The following is a 17,435-nucleotide window of genomic DNA, read 5'->3' on the forward strand; positions in this document are numbered from 1 at the left end:
GGTCGCCCGACGCGCCCCGCCCGCCGCCGGGACGGCCGGTTCGAGCCCGGTTCACCCGTACTGGTGACGGAATGTCGGACCGGTGGCCTAAGGTCGCCGACATGAACACCGTGACCGACCTGCCCGCCCCCGAGGCCCTCGCCGCCCTGGTCGACGTCCTGCTCGCCGAGGACACCACCGGTGCGGACCGCGCGGCCCTGGAGGAGACGGCCCGCCGCGCCTTCGCCGACGAACGGCCCGGCGCGTTGCCCGACCACTGGTGGCTGGCCGTCCCCGGCGAGACGTACGAGGCGGCGTTCGAGGTGCTCGGCCTGCACGACCGGATACCCGTCACCGTGCACTACGGGCTCACCTCCCAGACGAGCGACGAGAAGTACACCCCGGAGGCGGTGCACCGGGTCTTCGTCACGCCCGAGTACGCCGGCTGGCGCCTGATCTACGCCGAGACCCCGCTGCGGGAGACCACCTGGTGGCCGCACGAGGTGATCGAGCGGCTCAGCGCGGCCTGCGGCAAGGCCCAGGCCTACTACCAGGACCCGTTCGCCGACTCGGTGATCTGGGCCACCGCCGAGCACGGCACCGTGGTGCGCGGCTACTGGCGCTACAGCGCCCCGGAGTGGACGGGCGACCCGCTGCCATGGGAGGAGGTGCTCACGGCGGCCGACTTCGAGGAGGAGGACTACGAGGACGCCTACCCCGAGCCCAACGCCTCCGAGACCCAGAGCATCGGCGCGGCCGCCGTCCACCTCTCCCTCGACCCCGCCGCGATCACCCCCGGGACCCCGGCCCGGGGCCACGGCTGGCTCGCCCTGACGGCGCCCGGCGCGGGCCACGGCGGCTTCGGGGAGGCCCCGCAGCTCTGAGGCGTACCGTGGGCCATCCACGCCTTCCCCCTGCGCGCCGTGCCTCGCCCGGGTCGGGTCGGCGGCCTAGGCTGAAGGCGCCCGGGCGGCCGGTCGGCCGCGGGAGTCGGGAGGGGCCCGGCGGCCGGGTGTCGAGGAGGTGCGCGATGGGCAGCGGTGAGACCGCCAGGGTGCGCTGTGTGGCGGCCGTTCCGTGCTGGGTCAGCCTGATGGCGCGCGAAATCGACGCGGCGAAGGCGTTCTACGGGCCGCTGCTGGGCTGGGAGTTCGAGCCCGGGCCCGACCACCTCGGCCCCTATGTGCACGCGGTGGCGGGCGGCGAGGCGGTGGCCGGTCTGGGCGTCGCGGGCGGTGGCTGGGCCATGCCGGTGGCGTGGACGGCCTACTTCGGCACCGAGAGCGCGGACGCCGCCGCCGACTCCGTCCGCGAGCGCGGCGCGACCCTCGCGGTGGGCCCGCTGGCCTTCGACGCCGGGCGGGTGGCGTTCGCCGCCGACCCGGCGGGCGCGGTGTTCGGCATCTGGGAGGGCCCGCTCGGCCGGGCCCGGAAGCTCGACCTGCTGGGCGCGCCGGTCTGGATCGAGCTGCGCACGCCGGACCCGTTCGCCGCGGCGCTCTTCTACGGCGAGGTGTTCCGCTGGGACGGTCGTGACCCCGAGCGCTTCGAGGTGCGGTGGGAGCACGACCGGGTGGTGCTGCGGGCGGAGGGGCACAGCGTCGCGGCCCTGGCCAGGGAGCAGTCGGGCGGCCCGGCGGGCATGCCGCCGCACTGGGAGGTGTCGTTCTCGGTGGCGGACACCGACGCGGCGCTCGCCCGGGCCGAGGAGCTGGGTGGTACGGCGATCGGCCCGGCCTTCGACTCGCCGTACGGGCGGGTCGCGCGCCTCCAGGACCGCGAGGGCGGGCGCTTCGCGGTGATCAGTCCGAAGGGCTGAGGCCGGGAGCGCCGTGGGGCGTGTCTGACGATTCGCGTCGCGCGCCTGGCGGGAATCGTCGGACACGCCCTACGGCCCGGCCTCGGCGACCGCCTCCCGCTCGGCCCGCAGCCGGTCGCCGAGCGCGGCGCGGGCGCCTGCCGGCAGGGCCTTCCGCGCGGCGGGGAAGACCTGCTCCTCCTCCGTGGCCAGATGCCGCCGGACGAGGTCGGCCAGGCCCTCGTAGAGCGTCCCGAAGGCGGGGGCGCCGGGGCCGACACTCTGAAGGTCGGAGAGGTACTGGCCGATCGCGAGGTGCTCGTGGATGCTCGTGAACACCAGGGCCCCGCCGTCCGGCACGTCGTGCTGGACGACCGGGAAGAGGTGCTCCTCCTCGGCGGCGCAGTGGCTGAACAGCAGGTCGGTGAGGCGCCCGAGCAGCTCCGCGCGGTCGGGCCCGCCCTGTGGTGCTTCGTCGATCCGGGCGAGCAACTCCGTCACCGCCCGATGGTCGGCGGTGAACTCGCCGAGGATGTCCGGCCTGCGGTTCATGGTGCGCCCGCCTCTCGTCCGGTGCTGCCCCCCGACAACTCCAGTATCCGGCGTCGCATGCACATACCGGCCGGTTGGGAAGGATCACTGCAGGTCAGAGGCGCTTTGCCTGGTCCCGTGCTCCCCGGATCCGTGCTCCTCGGGCCCACCCTCCCCGTGCCCTGCCTCCCCCGGAGCCGGGCTCGTCAGAGCCGGTCGCGGCGCCCGGTGAGGGCGAGCAGCCGGGTCTGCGGGCTCGCGTCGTCCGGCACCGGCAGGGGCGGGTCGAACAGCCCGCTGCCGGAGAGGTCCCCGTAGCCGGCGACCTCGCCGAGCGCGAACGCGACCAGTCCGGCCGGCAGCCGGGTGCGGCGGCGGATCCCCTCGGCGAGGTCCCAGGTGTGCACGACGGCGTCGGTGGTGAGCTGGTCCAGGTAGTACTGGCCGGTGACGTCGCCGAAGGAGAGGTGGACGGTCAGCTCGGTGGCGCCGGGCACCTCGAACGCCGCGCGGGCGGCGTCGGCGGCGGCCGTCCAGGCGGAGGCCGGGTCGGAGCCGAGCACGTCGCCGTCGAAGCGGCTCCCGACCTCGGAGATCGTCGAGCCCATGAGCAGCTCGGGCACCCAGAGCTGCTCGCCGGTGAGGTGGTTGACCAGGTCGCGGACGGACCAGTCGGCGCACGGCGTCGGCGTGTCCCACTGGTCGGGCGTGACCAGCCGGACGCGGTCGCCGAACGCGGCCAGCGCCTCGGCGTAGGGCGTGCCAGGCTGTGCGGCCCGCCGGTGTTCCCTGCGATGAGCCATGCCTCCACCCTGCCCCCGCCTCCATCCGGCCGCGACTCGCCGCCGCGCGTGCGGCGCCACTCTCGGGCATGTTTGTTCAAATTCGAACCTACGGGTACGGTCGAGAAGCGGCCGGTTCGAATTTGAACGACATTGCCACCTCCCGGCCGCCCGTACCACCCCTCGATCCGACCGACCCCGATTGATGGAGACGCGCATGCCGAGCGCCAGCCCGAGCACGACCGCCCCCACCACCACCACCGTCCTCCCGGGCCGGGCGACCCCCGCGCCCGCGACGGCCTCCCCGCACGCCTATGACGCCGGCCTGCTCCTGCTGCGCCTCGCCCTCGGCCTGACCATGGCCGCGCACGGCAGCCAGAAGCTCTTCGGCTGGTTCGGCGGCGGCGGAATCGACGGCACCGGTCAGTTCTTCACCATGAGCGGCTACCCGGCCGGCGACACGATGGCCGTGGTCGCGGGCCTGACCGAGACCTTCGGCGGCCTGGCCCTGGCCGTCGGCCTGCTGACTCCGCTGGCCGCCGCCGCGATCCTCGGCACCATGGTCAACGCACTCGCCGTCACCTGGGGCGGCGGCTTCTTCGCCCCCAAGGGCAGCGAGTACGAGCTGCTGCTCACCGCCGGTGCCGCCGCGCTCGCCCTGACCGGGCCCGGCCGCTACGCCGTCGACCGCTTCCTGCCGGTGCTGCGCGCCCACCGCCTGGCGTACGGCGCCGCCGCCGTCGCGGTCGGCCTGGTGACCGCCGGCGTCATCCTGATGCTGCGTAAGTGACCTTCGGGCCCCCCGGGTTCGCGGCGGAAGCCGTCCGCACCCGGCGGGGCCAAGGCGTTCGAGAGGGGCTGCCGGTCGTCCGACCGGCAGCCCCTTCGCGTGTGCGCGTGCCGCATCCGGCTGTCCGTGGTCCGGCGGGGAAGGTCGGCGTCAGAAGGTCCGTGTCCGGGGGCTTCCCACCGTCATGTGATGTGTGCCATGGTACATGTCACACTCCCCACCGTGTGCTGGTCGGAGCCGCCGTGCGGCGCCGTCGCAACGGTCCTCACCCTCGTACGGTCGCGCCCCCCAATGCGGCCGCAGAAGGCCCGGAGGCCCCCCACGTGAGAACCCCACGCCCTCTGTCGCAACTACCCCAGGTTGCACGACTGTTGACGATCGCCCTGGCGCTCCTCCTGGCGGTCGGCCTGTTCACCCCGCGCAGTCAGGCGGCCCCCGTCCCGACCTCGCCGCAGTCCGGCGGCGCGGCGCCCGCCGCCCCCACGGACCCGGGCCCGCAGCCCGGTGTCGGCGCCACCCCGGATGACCACGGCCGGAACCAGCCGGTTCCGGCCCGCGACCGGGCCCCGCTCTCGGCCACCGCACCCACCGACGACCCGGCGTCCGCAAGCGCGGCGAAGTCCGCCAAGTCCGCGGCGCAGCAGGCCCCCGGCGCCACCGGCAGCGCAACGGCCGCGGCCTGCAACATCGGTGACTTCACCAGCCGTACCGGCAGCGCTCTCGTCCAGCTGATCAAGTCGGTCGACCTCGGCTGCGTCAACCAGCTCTTCAGCCTCACCGGCACCGACGCCAACAAGGCGTTCCGCGAGGCGCAGATGGTCACGGTGGCCGACGCCCTGCGCGACGCCGCCGCGAGCTACCCGGGCAACAACACCACCTCCGTGGGCCAGTTGGTGCTCTACCTGCGCGCCGGCTACTTCGTGCAGTGGTACCATCCCGCCGACGTTGGCACCTACGGCACCGCCCTGCAGACCTCGATACGCGGCGCGTTGGACACGTTCTTCGCCAACTCGCACTCCCGCGACGTCACTTCGGACAACGCGGGCACCCTCGGCGAGGCCGCCACCCTGATCGACAGCGCGCAGGAGAACGCCCGCTACCTCTACGTGGTCAAGCGCATGCTGGCCGACTACAACAGCGCCACCCACAACCCGGTCGGCATGGGGAACGCGCTCAACGGCGTCTTCACCGTGCTCTGGCGCGGCCACCAGAACCCCGCCTTCGTGTCCGCCGTGCAGGCCGACCCGAGCGTGCTGGACTCGCTGTACAGCTTCGCCACCGCCAACAACGCCCAACTCGGCGGCGACTACACCTTCCTGGTCTACAACGCCGCCCGCGAGCTGGGCCGCTTCGTCCAGTACGCCCCGCTGCAGGCCAAGGACCGGCCGCTGATGAAGGGCCTGGCCGACCAGTCCTCGGTCGCCGGCCGGACCGCCTACCAGTGGTCCGCCGTCGCCGAGATGGCCGACGCCTACGACAAGGGCAACTGCTCCTACTACGGGACGTGCGACGCCGCCAACCGCCTCAAGGCGGCCAACCTGACGGTCAACTACACCTGCAGCCCGAGCATCAAGATCATCGCGCAGGCCCTGGACACCACCCAGCTGACCACCGCCTGCTCCAGCCTGACCGGTCAGGACGCGTTCTTCCACTCGGTGACCAAGGACAACGGCGCGGTCGCCGACGACCAGAACACCACGATCGAGGTCGTGGTCTTCCACGGCCGCTTCGACTACGGCGTGTTCGCCGCGATGATCTACGGCATCAACACCAACAACGGCGGCATGTACCTGGAGGGCAACCCGGCCACCGCCGGCAACCAGCCGCGCTTCCTCGCCTACGAGGCCGAGTGGGTGCGCCCGGACTTCCAGATCTGGAACCTCAACCACGAGTACACGCACTACCTGGACGGCCGGTTCGACATGTACGGCGACTTCAACGCCGGCATGAAGACGCCGACCGTCTGGTGGGTCGAGGGCTTCGCCGAGTACGTCTCGTACTCGTACCGCAAGGAGTCGTACGACGCGGCGATCGCCGCCGCCGGCCTCCACACCTACAGCCTGAGCACCCTCTTCGACACCACCTACGACAACGCCGACCAGACCCGCATCTACAACTGGGGCTACCTGGCCGTCCGTTACATGCTGGAGAAGCACCGCGCGGACATGGACGCGGTGCTCGCCAAGTACCGCGCGGGTGACTGGAGCGGTGCCCGCACCTACCTGACCTCCACGATCGGTACCCGCTACAACGCCGACTTCGACGCCTGGCTGACCGCCTGCAACACCGGCGCCTGCGGTACCGGCACCGACCCGGGCGGCAACAAGGCGCCCACGGCTGCCTTCACCAGCGCCGCCAGCGGCCTGGCCGTCACCTTCACCGACCGCTCGACCGACTCGGACGGCACCATCGCCGCCCGCGCCTGGGACTTCGGCGACGGCACCACCTCCACCGCCGCCAACCCGGCCAAGTCGTACGCCGCGGCGGGCAGCTACACCGTCAAGCTCACCGTGACCGACGACAAGGGCGCCACCGCGAGCACCAGCCAGACCGTCACCGTCGCGGCCACCGGCGGCGGGACCGAGTGCACCGGCGCCGACGTCCGGCAGCTCGACCGCAACTGCGTGCGCAGCAACGCGACCGCGACCACCGGCAACTACGCCCACTTCTACCTGTACGTCCCGGCCGGCACCACGCAGGTGAAGTTCACCAGCAGCGGTGGCACCGGTAGCGCCGACCTCTACTACAACGCCTCCACGTGGGCGTACACCAACGCGTACACGGCCCGGTCGGCCAACCAGGGCAACTCCGAGAGCCTCACCATCACCAACCCGCCCGCCGGCTACGTGCACGTCAGCCTCTACGCGGAGCAGGGCTTCAACGGGGTGAACATCAAGGCCGAGTACTAGACGTGCCGGTGACACACCTGTGAGCGGGCACCCCGGCGGAGCGCACCCAGCGCCCCGCCGGGGTGCCCGGTCTTCCCCCGTCGTCCGGTGGGACCGCGGCGCCAGGGGTCGTCCGGCACGTCCCGCCGCGCGCTGACGCGACGCGAACCGTCGGACAGCCCTAAGCGCCGATCCGGACCAGCGCCAGCGTGATGTTGTCCGGCCCGCCCGCCTCGATCGCGGCCTTCCAGAGCTCGAACGCGGCCCGCCCGTCGGCCCGTTCGACGTCCTCGTGGGTGCGCGCCAGCAGTCCGGCCAGTTCCTCCTCGGGTACCGGGTCGGTCAGCCCGTCACTGCACACCAGGTAACGGTCCCCGACCGCCAGCGGGGCGCTGCGCACGTGCGGCTCGACGAACGTCAGGCCGAGCGAGCCGCCGAGCGTCTGGGTGACCAGGGAGGTGGTGCGCCGTCCGGGCGCCGGCGGCGGGCTGTCGTCCACGCTGACCCGGTGCAGCCCGTCGCCGTCGATCCGGTAGACCCGGCTGTCGCCCACGTTGAAGACCACCGCCTGCTCGGGCAGCAGCACCACGCCGGCCACCGTCGTGCCCATCGCGGCCAGCTCGGGGTCACCGGCCGCCACCGCGAACACGGCCCGGTTGCAGGACTGGAGCGCCTCCCGGACGGCCTCCTCGCCGTCCAGCGCGGGCCCGGCCGCCGCCAGCTGCCGCGCGACCAGCGAGCTGGCCACCTCGCCGCCCGGGTGCCCGCCGAGGCCGTCCGCCACCGCGACCACGCAGGGCAGGCCGAGCGGGAAGAGCAGCGTCTGCGGGTTGGTGGTCACGGTCGCGCAGAGTGTCCACGGCCCGATCGTCAGGCTGTCCTCGTTGTGCTCCCGCACCAGGCCCTCGTGGCTCAGCGCGCTCACCGAGATGTAGGCCGCCATCGGTTCGCCGTCCTTCGCAGTTCCGGGCCGGCCGTCCTTGCCCTCCCATTGTCGCGCGGCCCCGGCCCGCCGCCCGGGGCGCCGCCCCGACCGGTCCACGAGGCCACGGGCCGACAGGGCCGTCGGCGCGGGTCGGTGCTCGGGAATACCGCCGGAGCGGCCGGTGCTAAGATGGTTGAAACTTTGACGATCGGATCCTGAAGCCGGGATTCACCTGGAGTGTGGTGAGCAGCATGCAGTTCGGAATCTTCACCGTCGGCGACGTCACCCCCGACCCCACGACCGGCCGCACCCCGACCGAGCACGAGCGGATCAAGGCGATGGTGGCCATCGCGCGCAAGGCCGAGGAGGTCGGCCTGGACGTCTTCGCGACCGGCGAGCACCACAACCCGCCGTTCGTCCCGTCCTCGCCGACGACCATGCTCGGCTACATAGCCGCGCAGACCGACCGCATCATCCTCTCCACCTCGACCACGCTGATCACCACCAACGACCCGGTGAAGATCGCCGAGGACTTCGCGATGCTCCAGCACCTCGCCGAGGGCCGGGTGGACGTCATGATGGGCCGCGGCAACACGGGCCCGGTGTACCCGTGGTTCGGCAAGGACATCCGCCAGGGCATCCCGCTCGCCGTCGAGAACTACGCGCTGCTGCACCAGCTGTGGCGCGAGGACGTGGTGGACTGGTCCGGCCGCTTCCGCACCCCGCTGCAGTCCTTCACCTCCACCCCGCGCCCGCTGGACGGCGTCCCGCCGTTCGTCTGGCACGGCTCGATCCGCAGCCCGGAGATCGCCGAGCAGGCCGCCTACTACGGCGACGGCTTCTTCGCGAACAACATCTTCTGGCCCAAGGAGCACTTCCAGAAGCTGATCAAGCTCTACCGTGAGCGCTACGCCCACTACGGCCACGGCACGCCCGAGCAGGCGTACGTCGGCCTCGGCGGGCAGGTGTTCATGCGGAAGAACTCGCAGGACGCCGTGCGCGAGTTCCGTCCGTACTTCGACAACGCGCCGGTGTACGGGCGCGGGCCCTCGCTGGAGGAGTTCACCGAGCAGACCCCGCTCACCGTGGGCAGCCCGCAGGAGGTCGTCGAGAAGACGCTGACCTTCCGCGAGTCCTTCGGCGACTACCAGCGCCAGCTGTTCCTGATGGACCACGCCGGCCTGCCGCTGAAGACCGTGCTGGAACAGCTGGACCTGCTCGGCGAGGAGGTCCTGCCGGTGCTGCGCGCCGAGTTCGCCAAGGGCCGGCCGGCCGACGTCCCGGACGGGCCGACGCACGCCGCGCGGGTCGCGGCCGAACTCGCCGCCCAGCGTGAGGAAGAGACGACGGAGGTGACCAAGTGAGCACGTACCGGCTGGCGGTGGTCAGTGCCGGGCTGAGCAAGCCGTCCTCGACGCGCCTGCTGGCCGACCGGATCGCCGAGTCGGCTGTCCGCCAACTCGGCGTGACGGGCGGCTCGGTGGAGGTCACGGTGATCGAGCTCCGTGACCTCGCCACCGACATCGCGCACAACTTCGTGACCGGGTTCCCGGGCGCCGCGCTACGCGAGGCGATCGGGACGGTGACCCACGCGGACGGTCTGATCGCCGTCACACCGATCTTCACCGCCTCGTACAGCGGCCTGTTCAAGTCCTTCTTCGACGTGATCGACCACGACGCCCTGGCGGGCAAGCCGGTGCTGATCGCCGCCACCGGCGGCACCCCTCGGCACTCGCTCGCCCTGGAGCACGCCGTCCGGCCGCTCTTCGCGTACCTGCGGTCGGTCGTCGTCCCCACCGCGGTGTACGCGGCCACCGACGACTGGGGCGCGACGGGGGACGGGCACACCGACGGCCTCCCGGGCCGGATCGACCGCGCGGCGGGCGAGCTGGCCGCCCTGCTGGCCGGCCGCGGTCTGGCGGCCGCGGAGCAGCCGGAGGCCGTGGTGCCGTTCGCCCAGCAGCTGGCGGCCCTGCGGGTCTGACGGCCGCAGGCGCAGAAACGGAAGGGGCGGGCCTGTGGGCCCGCCCCTTCGGCGTGCCTGCGCCCGGCCTCCGGCCGCTCCTCCGGCCTCCTCGCCTGCCTCGGCGTGCCTGCGCCCGGCCTCCGGCCGCTCCTCCGGCCTCCTCGCCTGCCTCGGAGGGCCGGCGGGTGAGGCCGGGTGCAGGCCCCCGGCGGTGGTCGCCGGCCCCGGCGGACGCCCGCCCGCCGGGGCCGTCCGGGTGTGTGTCGCCCTCGCCCCGATGTCCGCTCTGGGGTGTAATCGTACGCATGATCAGATTTACCCAGGTCCGTTCCGCCCCGCGCGCCCCGGAGCCCTGAGGTGGAGCCCGCCGTGCCGCCCGAGCCCGCCGTGCCGCCCGAGCCCGCCGTGCCGCCCGAGCCCGCCGTGCCGCAGGCCGTTCTCACCCCGCTCACCAGCGCCGCGATCTTCCTCGTCCTCACCGTCGACCCCGGCGGAGAGCAGGCCGTCCGCGAGCTGCTGCCCGACCTGGCCGGCCTGCGGCGCGCGGTCGGCTTCCGGGCCCCGGAGGGCGGCCTGACCTGTGTCACCGGCATCGGTTCCGACGCCTGGGACCGCCTCTTCGCCGGTCCCCGGCCCGCCGACCTCCACCCCTTCCGCGAGGTGGCCGGCGCCCGCCACCGAGCCCCGGCCACCCCCGGCGACCTGCTGCTCCACCTACGGGCCGCCCGGATGGACCTCTGCTTCGAACTGGCAGGCGAGATCACCGGGCGTCTCGCCGGCGCCGCCACCGTGGTCGACGCCGTCCACGGCTTCCGCTACTTCGACGACCGCGACCTGCTCGGCTTCGTGGACGGCACCGAGAACCCCGAGGGCCGGGCGGCGGCCGCCGCCGTCACCGTCGGTGCGGAGGACGGGGAGTTCGCCGGCGGCAGCTACGTCATCGTGCAGAAATACCTGCACGATCTCGCCGCCTGGAACGCCCTGCCGGTCGAGCAGCAGGAACGGGCGGTCGGCCGCACCAAACTCGGTGACATCGAGCTGGCCGACGCGGTCAAGCCCCCCGACTCGCACGTCGCCCTGACCAGCGTCACCGGCCCGGACGGGGAGGAGCGGCAGATCATGCGCTTCAACATGCCGTTCGGCTCCTTCGAGGGGGCGGGGGAGGCCGGGACGTACTTCATCGGCTACGCGCGCACCCCCGAGGTGACCGAGGAGATGCTGCGCAACATGTTCGTCGGCTGCCCGCCGGGCACCCACGACCGGCTGCTCGACTTCTCCACCGCGGTCACCGGGTCGCTCTACTTCGTCCCCGGCGCCGACTTCCTGGACGACCCGCCCCCCGCGCCGCGCTCCTGCGCTGCCGGGGCCACCGCCGGGGCCGCCGCCCCCGTCACCGTCTCCGTGCCCGATGGCTCGCTCGCCATCGGCAGTCTGAAGAGGATCCCCGCCCGATGACCAACCTGCACCGCGACCTGGCCCCCGTCTCCACCGACGCCTGGGCGGAGATCGAGGAGGAGGCCCGGCAGACCTTCAAGCTCCACATCGCCGGCCGCCGCGTGGTCGACCTGCACGGCCCCGACGGCGCCACCCTCGCCGCCGTCGGCACCGGCCACCTCTCCGGCATCGACCCGCCCGCCGACGGCGTCCTCGCGCACACCCGCGAGGCCCAGCCGCTGGTCGAGCTCCGCGTCCCCTTCACCGTCGGCCGCGCTGCCGTGGACGACGTCGAACGCGGCTCCCGCGACTCCGACTGGCAGCCCGTCAAGGACGCCGCCCGCACCCTCGCGCTCGCCGAGGACCGCGCGATCTTCGAGGGCTACCGGGCCGCCGCCATCGAGGGCATCCGGGCCGGCGCCACCAACCCGCCGATCCCGCTCCCCGCCGATGTCCGCGACTACCCCACCACCGTGAGCCAGGCCCTCACCGCCCTGCGCCTGGCCGGTGTCGGCGGCCCCTACTCGCTCCTCCTCGGCGCCGACCCCTTCACCGCCGTCAGCGAGACCAGCGACCACGGTTACCCCGTCGCCGCCCACATCGCCCGCCTCCTCGACGGCGAGATCATCTGGGCCCCGGCCATCCAGGGCGCCTACCTGCTCTCCGCCCGCGGCGGCGACTTCGAACTCTTCCTCGGCCAGGACGTCTCGGTCGGCTACCTCTCCCACGACGCCGACTCCGTCTCCCTCTACCTCCAGGAGTCGATGACCTTCCGCCTCTACACCGGCGAGGCCGCCGTCGCCCTGGGCGGCCCGGGGCTGTGAGCGGCAAAAGGGTACTGAGTTCCTTTACGCGGGGTACTGAGTGCCGTATTGTCTCGGTTGAGCCTCTGACGCCAGTCGAAGAGAGCCGACACGGCTTGCCGGTCAAGGTCGCGCCTGCTGCGCGCAGGCCGCACCCTGGCCGGACTTGGCACTCAGTACCCTTGGCATGACCTGAGGCCATGGATCCAGTGCACCCGTAATCAGGAGAACCGCTCATGAGCTTGAGGATCGTTGTCTGTGTGAAGTACGTGCCGGACGCGACGGGTGACCGTCGTTTCGCGGACGACCACACCACCGACCGGGAGGGCGTGGACGGCCTTCTGTCGGAGCTGGACGAGTACGGCGTGGAGCAGGCGCTGCGGATCGCGGAGGCGAACGAGGGCGCCGAGGTCACGGTGCTGACGGTCGGCCCGGACGATGCGAAGGACGCGCTGCGCAAGGCGCTGTCGATGGGTGCGGACAAGGCCGTGCACGTGAACGACGACGACATCCACGGTTCGGACGTGATCGGGACGTCGGCGGTGCTGGCGAAGGCGCTGGAGAAGACCGGGTTCGACCTGGTGATCGGTGGTATGGCGTCGACGGACGGCACGATGGGTGTGCTGCCGGCGCTGCTGGCGGAGCGTCTGGGTGTGCCGCAGGTGACGCTGCTGTCCGAGGTGTCGGTCGAGGGTGGTGTGGTGAAGGGCCGCCGGGACGGCGACGCGGCGACCGAGCTGGTGGAGGCGGCGCTGCCGGCGGTGGTGTCGGTGACCGACCAGTCGGGTGAGGCGCGTTACCCGTCGTTCAAGGGGATCATGGCGGCGAAGAAGAAGCCGGTCGCGTCGCTGGACCTGGACGACCTGGGAATCGAGGCCGGCGAGGTCGGTCTGGCGGGGTCGTGGACGGCGGTCGAGTCGGTGGCGGCGCGTCCGGCGCGGACCGCGGGCACGGTCGTCAAGGACGAGGGCGAGGGCGGCAAGCAGCTCGCCGCCTTCCTCGCCGACCAGAAGTTCATCTGACCGGCCCCGGCCGAACCGCCCCACCACCAGCCCACAGCGAAGTACGGAGACATTGAGCAATGGCTGAGATTCTCGTCCTCGTGGACCACGCCGACGGTGTGGTCCGCAAGCCGGCCCTGGAACTGCTGACCCTGGCCCGCCGGATCGGCGAGCCGTCGGCCGTCGTCCTGGGTGCCGGTGCGGCCGCCGCCGACATCGCCGCCAAGGTCGGCGAGTTCGGTGCGGCCAAGGTGTACGTCGCCGACGGCGCCGAGTTCGCCGACCAGCTGGTCGTCCCCAAGGTCGACGCGCTGGCCCAGATCGCCAAGGCCGTTTCCCCCGGTGCCGTCCTGGTCACCTCCTCCGGCGAGGGCAAGGAGGTCGCCGCCCGCGTCGCGCTGCGCCTCGGCTCCGGCATCATCACCGACGCGGTGGACGTCCGCGCCGGCGAGCAGGGCCCGGTCGCCACCCAGTCGGTGTTCGCCGCCTCGTACACCGTCGACTCGCGCGTCAGCAACGGCGTGCCGGTCATCACCGTCAAGCCGAACGCCGTCGCCCCCGAGGCCGCTCCGGCCGCCGGCGCCGTCGAGAACGTCACCGTCGCCTTCACCGGCAACGCCGCCAAGGTCACCTCGCGCACCCCGCGGGTCTCCACCGGCCGCCCCGAGCTGACCGAGGCCGCCATCGTGGTCTCCGGCGGCCGCGGCGTCGGTGCCGCCGAGGGCTTCGGCGTCGTCGAGGAGCTCGCGGACGCGCTCGGCGCGGCCGTCGGCGCCTCGCGTGCCGCCGTCGACGCCGGCTGGTACCCGCACAGCAACCAGGTCGGCCAGACCGGCAAGCAGGTCTCCCCCCAGCTGTACGTGGCCAACGGCATCTCCGGCGCGATCCAGCACCGGGCCGGCATGCAGACCTCGAAGACCATCGTGGCCGTCAACAAGGACGCCGAGGCCCCGATCTTCGAGCTGGCCGACTACGGCGTGGTGGGCGACCTCTTCGAGGTGCTGCCGCAGCTCACCGGCGAGGTGAAGGCCCGCAAGGGCTGATCCGCCGGAGCAGGGCAGAGCAGGACGCACAACGCCCGAGGGCGTGGCACCGAGTACCCGGGTGCCACGCCCTCCGGCGTATTGGGGCGGCGGCCGCGGCCACCGCCCTGCTCCTACTCCGCGAAGGCCGCCAGGTGCTGGGTGAAGCCGCCCTGGTTCGGCGGCAGCGGGCGCGGCTCGGCCGGCTGGACCCGCTCGGCCTCCTCCTGGGGGAGCAGCGTCAGCTCGGGCTGGTCGGAGTCGGCCGACGACGTCAGCCGCACCTTGGTGCCCACCGGGACGGTGCTGCGCAGTCCGTTGACGATGCACCAGACGTCGAACCCCTCGGCCATCCTGATCAGCGACTTCTGCCGGGCCAGCGGCGTCCGCGCCTGCTCGACCGCGCAGCGGCGCACCACACCGGTGCCCTCGCTGCGCTCCAGCCGCAGGTCGGTGGAGCCGCACGTGGGGCAGAGCAGCCGCTGGAAGGTGGGGTTGTTGCACCACGTACAGCGCTGGAAGTAGAGCGGGGTGCTCTCGGTATCGGCGTCGATGGCTGAGTGGACCACGGTGTCATCTCCCTGCGCTCGGACCTGGCTGCCGGAACTGCAAAAAGGATAGGGAACTCAGTGCCGCCCTGTGAAGGCACTGAGTTCCCTTTTTGCTGCGCGCATGCATAATGAAGGGTACTGAGTACCGTCGTGAAACAGGAGTGCCGATCATGAGCCAGGACTTCGATCTCTTCCGGATCTCCGAGGAGCACGAGATGCTCCGTGAGGCGGTGCGTTCGCTGGCCGAGGCGAAGATCGCTCCGTTCGCGGCGGAGGTGGACGAGCTGGGGCGGTTCCCGCAGGAGGCGTTGGAGGCGTTGCAGGGCAGTGACCTGCATGCGGTGCACGTGCCGGAGGAGTTCGGTGGTGCGGGGGCGGATGCTCTGGCCACGGTGATCGTGATCGAGGAGGTGGCGCGGGTGTGCGCCTCGTCGTCGTTGATCCCGGCGGTGAACAAGCTGGGTTCGCTGCCGGTGCAGTTGTCGGGGTCGCAGGAGTTGAAGGCGAAGTACCTGGGGGCGTTGGCCCGGGGTGAGGGGATGTTCTCGTACTGCCTGTCGGAGCCGGATGCGGGTTCGGACGCGGCGGGGATGAAGACCCGGGCGGTGCGGGACGGGGACTTCTGGGTGTTGAACGGTGTGAAGCGGTGGATCACCAACGCGGGTGTGTCGGAGTTCTACACGGTGATGGCGGTGACGGATCCGGAGAAGCGTTCGAAGGGGATCTCGGCGTTCGTGGTGGAGAAGGGCGATGCGGGGGTGTCGTTCGGTGCGCCGGAGAAGAAGCTGGGGATCAAGGGGTCTCCGACGCGTGAGGTGTACTTCGACGATGTGCGGATTCCGGCGGACCGGATGATCGGTGCGGAGGGTACGGGGTTCGCGACGGCGATGAAGACGCTGGACCACACGCGGGTGACGATCGCGGCGCAGGCGTTGGGGATCGCGCAGGGGGCGTTGGACTACGCGAAGGGCTATGTGCGTGAGCGTAAGCAGTTCGGGAAGCCGATCGGTGATTTCCAGGGTGTGCAGTTCATGTTGGCGGACATGGCGATGAAGCTGGAGGCGGCGCGGCAGTTGACGTATGCGGCGGCGGCGCGGTCGCAGCGGACGGATGCGGATCTGACGTTCTTCGGGGCGGCGGCGAAGTGTTTCGCGTCGGACGCGGCGATGGAGATCACGACGGATGCGGTGCAGTTGCTGGGTGGGTACGGGTACACGCGGGACTACCCGCTGGAGCGGATGATGCGGGACGCGAAGATCACGCAGATCTACGAGGGCACCAACCAGATCCAGCGCATCGTCATGGCCCGCAACCTGCCGTAACCCGGCCTGGCGGCGGCGCACCGGCGTACCGGGGTGCGCCGCCGCGCACGCACGTCCGGCTGTTCGAAGCCGGTGCTATGTTCCGGGAATGAGCGAGAAGGAAGAACAGGACCAGCCCATGAACGACGGGCCGCCGAAGCCGGCGATGCGCGAGGCGCTGGTCGCCGCCGCCTTCGAGCTCTTCCTGGAACGGGGCTTCGAACAGACCACCGTCGACGACATCGTCTCGCTCGCCGGTGTCGGCCGGCGCTCCTTCTTCCGCTACTTCCCGGCCAAGGAGGACGTGGTCTTCCCCGACCACGAGCGCAGCCTCGCCGAGATGACGGAGTTCCTGGAGTCCGGCAACGGCGAGGAGGACCCGGTCCGGCACGCCTGCGACGCCGCCCGCCTCGTCCTGCGGATGTACGCCGAGCAGCCCTCCTTCTCCGTGCAGCGCTACCGGCTCACCCGGAAGGTGCCCGGCCTGCGCGCGTACGAGCTCTCGGTGGTCTGGCGCTACGAGCACACGCTCGCCCACTACCTGCGCGGCCGCTTCGCCGACCGGCCGGACGGCGCGCTGCGCGCGGACGTCATCGCCGCCGCCGTGGTCTCCGCGCACAACCACGCGCTGCGGACCTGGCTGCGCTCCGGCGGCGAGAGCGACTGGACCGCCGAGGTGGACGCGGCGATGGCCTTCGTCACCGGCACCTGGAGCGACCGGCGCGCCGACGGGGCGTCGGGCAGCGAGGCTGCCGGCGAGGAGGACGCCGACGACGTGGTGGTGCTGGTGGCCAGTCGCCGGGCGCCGCTCTGGCGGATGGTGCAGGGCATCGAGAGCGCGCTGGGGGAGACGCGCCAGGTGCAGCCGTGACCTCCTGAGCCTCCGGACTCTCCCGGCCTTCCTGGGCTTCCCGCCGTCCTGAACGGCTCACCCCGTTCTCCCGTGCCTGCTGCTCGGCGGTGGTCATGGTGAGCCCCCGGGCGCGGTCACGGCTGCTGCGGACGGTCGAGGTACTGCTCGATGCGCTGCTGGTTCTCCACCAGGCGGAGGCAGAGGTGGCGCAGTTGGGACAGCTCGTCCGGTGAGAACCCGTGGAAGACCGCCGCCATCGCGCGTTCGGTCGGTGCCCGGAAGGCGTCCAGCCAGGCCCGGCCCTCCGGGGTGATCGCGACCAGCACGGCCCGCCGGTCGCGGGGGTCGGGCAGGCGCCGGGCGAGGCCCTCCCGCTCCAGGGTGTCGACCAGCCCGGTGATGTTGCGCGAGCTGACCCCGCCGGCCCGGGCCAGTTCGCCGACGGTGAGCCCGTTGGCGCCGTCAGCTTCGCGGGTGGCCTCGGCGGTCGCGTTCAGCCGGATCAGCACGTCCAGCGCGCCGGAGCTGAGCCCGCGTCCCTGGGTACCGTGCGTCCGCAGCCGCTCCACGGCGTGGAAGGCCGAGCGGGCGGCGGCCGCCGCCTCCAGGGCGAGGGTGTCCCCGTCGCGGGTGAACCCGGTCATGGCGGCCCGGACCCGGGTGTCGTACAGCCGCCCTTCGGCATCGCGGTCCAGCGGACCGGCGGCCGGCTCCTCGGATTTATGTACGTGCTTCATAATGAAGTCATTCTGTAGAGCGACGGAGGCAGGTGTCAACGGCTTTCGGCGTCATTACCCGTCGGTCGTGCACC

At 72.2% G+C, this 17,435-nt stretch carries 17 protein-coding genes; 12 read left to right on the top strand and 5 right to left on the bottom strand.

Annotated elements, in window-relative coordinates:
- Positions 1 to 101 precede the first annotated feature (101 nt).
- A complete protein-coding gene (locus tag OG286_RS30315; protein ID WP_405365906.1) occupies positions 102 to 863 on the top strand; it encodes a hypothetical protein in 762 nt (253 codons plus the stop codon).
- Between the two features lie 146 nt (positions 864 to 1,009).
- The gene (locus tag OG286_RS30320; RefSeq protein WP_396319044.1) at positions 1,010 to 1,798 is read left to right on the top strand and encodes a VOC family protein; all 789 of its coding nucleotides are present in this window, start codon (positions 1,010 to 1,012) and stop codon (positions 1,796 to 1,798) included.
- A 69-nt stretch (positions 1,799 to 1,867) separates the two neighbouring features.
- Here the strand turns inward: OG286_RS30320 and OG286_RS30325 are convergent, their stop codons facing one another.
- Both OG286_RS30325 and OG286_RS30330 read right to left on the bottom strand, forming a co-directional pair.
- On the bottom strand, positions 1,868 to 2,329 hold the full coding sequence (locus tag OG286_RS30325; protein ID WP_396319043.1) for a hemerythrin domain-containing protein: 462 nt from the start codon (positions 2,327 to 2,329) through the stop codon (positions 1,868 to 1,870).
- Positions 2,330 to 2,514: 185 nt separating this feature from the next.
- A complete protein-coding gene (locus OG286_RS30330) occupies positions 2,515 to 3,111 on the bottom strand; it encodes a TIGR03086 family metal-binding protein (RefSeq protein ID WP_396319042.1) in 597 nt (198 codons plus the stop codon).
- Between the two features lie 196 nt (positions 3,112 to 3,307).
- On the opposite strand from OG286_RS30330, the gene OG286_RS30335 reads away from it, so the two are divergent.
- Positions 3,308 to 3,880, top strand: coding sequence for a DoxX family protein (locus tag OG286_RS30335; RefSeq protein WP_405365907.1), 573 nt, complete (start codon positions 3,308 to 3,310; stop codon positions 3,878 to 3,880).
- 371 nt (positions 3,881 to 4,251) lie between these two features.
- A complete protein-coding gene (locus tag OG286_RS30340; RefSeq protein ID WP_405359367.1) occupies positions 4,252 to 6,789 on the top strand; it encodes a collagenase in 2,538 nt (845 codons plus the stop codon).
- Between the two features lie 160 nt (positions 6,790 to 6,949).
- On the opposite strand, the gene OG286_RS30345 is transcribed toward OG286_RS30340, so the two are convergent.
- A complete protein-coding gene (locus OG286_RS30345) occupies positions 6,950 to 7,711 on the bottom strand; it encodes a PP2C family protein-serine/threonine phosphatase (protein WP_396319040.1) in 762 nt (253 codons plus the stop codon).
- 233 nt (positions 7,712 to 7,944) lie between these two features.
- Here OG286_RS30345 and OG286_RS30350 point away from each other — a divergent pair, with 233 nt between their 5' ends.
- The 6 genes from OG286_RS30350 (at position 7,945) to OG286_RS30375 (ending at position 13,940) form a co-directional block, all read left to right on the top strand.
- Complete coding sequence (locus tag OG286_RS30350) at positions 7,945 to 9,057, top strand: LLM class flavin-dependent oxidoreductase (RefSeq protein WP_405365908.1); 1,113 nt, start codon at positions 7,945 to 7,947, stop codon at positions 9,055 to 9,057.
- A complete protein-coding gene (locus OG286_RS30355) occupies positions 9,054 to 9,677 on the top strand; it encodes an FMN reductase (RefSeq protein WP_396319038.1) in 624 nt (207 codons plus the stop codon). The genes OG286_RS30350 and OG286_RS30355 overlap by 4 nt, the downstream gene beginning before the upstream one ends.
- A 351-nt stretch (positions 9,678 to 10,028) precedes the next feature.
- Positions 10,029 to 11,114, top strand: coding sequence for a Dyp-type peroxidase (locus OG286_RS30360; protein ID WP_405365909.1), 1,086 nt, complete (start codon positions 10,029 to 10,031; stop codon positions 11,112 to 11,114).
- On the top strand, positions 11,111 to 11,917 hold the full coding sequence (locus OG286_RS30365; protein WP_396319036.1) for a family 1 encapsulin nanocompartment shell protein: 807 nt from the start codon (positions 11,111 to 11,113) through the stop codon (positions 11,915 to 11,917). Before OG286_RS30360 ends, OG286_RS30365 begins: the two co-directional genes overlap by 4 nt.
- 215 nt (positions 11,918 to 12,132) lie before the next feature.
- Positions 12,133 to 12,918 carry an electron transfer flavoprotein subunit beta/FixA family protein gene (locus OG286_RS30370; RefSeq protein WP_405365910.1) on the top strand — a complete coding sequence of 262 codons (786 nt, stop codon included), beginning with the start codon at positions 12,133 to 12,135 and terminating at the stop codon, positions 12,916 to 12,918.
- 59 nt (positions 12,919 to 12,977) lie between these two features.
- Entirely contained in the window at positions 12,978 to 13,940 is a 963-nt protein-coding gene (locus OG286_RS30375) for an electron transfer flavoprotein subunit alpha/FixB family protein (RefSeq protein WP_405359362.1), read from the top strand.
- 113 nt (positions 13,941 to 14,053) lie between these two features.
- Here the strand turns inward: OG286_RS30375 and OG286_RS30380 are convergent, their stop codons facing one another.
- Positions 14,054 to 14,488 (bottom strand): hypothetical protein, encoded by a 435-nt coding sequence (locus tag OG286_RS30380; protein WP_396326194.1) that lies wholly within the window; start codon positions 14,486 to 14,488, stop codon positions 14,054 to 14,056.
- Between the two features lie 152 nt (positions 14,489 to 14,640).
- Here OG286_RS30380 and OG286_RS30385 point away from each other — a divergent pair, with 152 nt between their 5' ends.
- Together OG286_RS30385 and OG286_RS30390 are read left to right on the top strand one after the other, a co-directional pair.
- A complete protein-coding gene (locus tag OG286_RS30385; RefSeq protein ID WP_405359360.1) occupies positions 14,641 to 15,792 on the top strand; it encodes an acyl-CoA dehydrogenase family protein in 1,152 nt (383 codons plus the stop codon).
- Positions 15,793 to 15,937: 145 nt separating this feature from the next.
- Positions 15,938 to 16,642, top strand: coding sequence for a TetR family transcriptional regulator (locus OG286_RS30390; RefSeq protein ID WP_396325775.1), 705 nt, complete (start codon positions 15,938 to 15,940; stop codon positions 16,640 to 16,642).
- Between the two features lie 116 nt (positions 16,643 to 16,758).
- Here OG286_RS30390 and OG286_RS30395 read toward each other — a convergent pair whose 3' ends face one another.
- Positions 16,759 to 17,361: a MarR family winged helix-turn-helix transcriptional regulator gene (locus OG286_RS30395; RefSeq protein ID WP_396325770.1), complete on the bottom strand. Its 603-nt coding sequence runs from the start codon at positions 17,359 to 17,361 to the stop codon at positions 16,759 to 16,761.
- Between the last annotated feature and the right edge of the window lie 74 nt (positions 17,362 to 17,435).

The organism is Kitasatospora sp. NBC_00039, assembly GCF_045160625.1.
GTDB lineage: Bacteria > Actinomycetota > Actinomycetes > Streptomycetales > Streptomycetaceae > Kitasatospora.

Excerpts from the sequence above, each read along its gene's own strand:
- OG286_RS30315 (WP_405365906.1), top strand. The coding sequence starts at position 102 with ATGAACACCGTGACCGACCTGCCCGCCCCCGAGGCCCTCGCCGCCCTG.
- OG286_RS30320 (WP_396319044.1), top strand. The coding sequence starts at position 1,010 with ATGGGCAGCGGTGAGACCGCCAGGGTGCGCTGTGTGGCGGCCGTTCCG.
- OG286_RS30325 (WP_396319043.1), bottom strand. The coding sequence starts at position 2,329 with ATGAACCGCAGGCCGGACATCCTCGGCGAGTTCACCGCCGACCATCGG.
- OG286_RS30330 (WP_396319042.1), bottom strand. The coding sequence starts at position 3,111 with ATGGCTCATCGCAGGGAACACCGGCGGGCCGCACAGCCTGGCACGCCC.
- OG286_RS30335 (WP_405365907.1), top strand. The coding sequence starts at position 3,308 with ATGCCGAGCGCCAGCCCGAGCACGACCGCCCCCACCACCACCACCGTC.
- OG286_RS30345 (WP_396319040.1), bottom strand. The coding sequence starts at position 7,711 with ATGGCGGCCTACATCTCGGTGAGCGCGCTGAGCCACGAGGGCCTGGTG.
- OG286_RS30350 (WP_405365908.1), top strand. The coding sequence starts at position 7,945 with ATGCAGTTCGGAATCTTCACCGTCGGCGACGTCACCCCCGACCCCACG.
- OG286_RS30365 (WP_396319036.1), top strand. The coding sequence starts at position 11,111 with ATGACCAACCTGCACCGCGACCTGGCCCCCGTCTCCACCGACGCCTGG.
- OG286_RS30370 (WP_405365910.1), top strand. The coding sequence starts at position 12,133 with ATGAGCTTGAGGATCGTTGTCTGTGTGAAGTACGTGCCGGACGCGACG.
- OG286_RS30375 (WP_405359362.1), top strand. The coding sequence starts at position 12,978 with ATGGCTGAGATTCTCGTCCTCGTGGACCACGCCGACGGTGTGGTCCGC.
- OG286_RS30385 (WP_405359360.1), top strand. The coding sequence starts at position 14,641 with ATGAGCCAGGACTTCGATCTCTTCCGGATCTCCGAGGAGCACGAGATG.
- OG286_RS30390 (WP_396325775.1), top strand. The coding sequence starts at position 15,938 with ATGCGCGAGGCGCTGGTCGCCGCCGCCTTCGAGCTCTTCCTGGAACGG.
- OG286_RS30395 (WP_396325770.1), bottom strand. The coding sequence starts at position 17,361 with ATGAAGCACGTACATAAATCCGAGGAGCCGGCCGCCGGTCCGCTGGAC.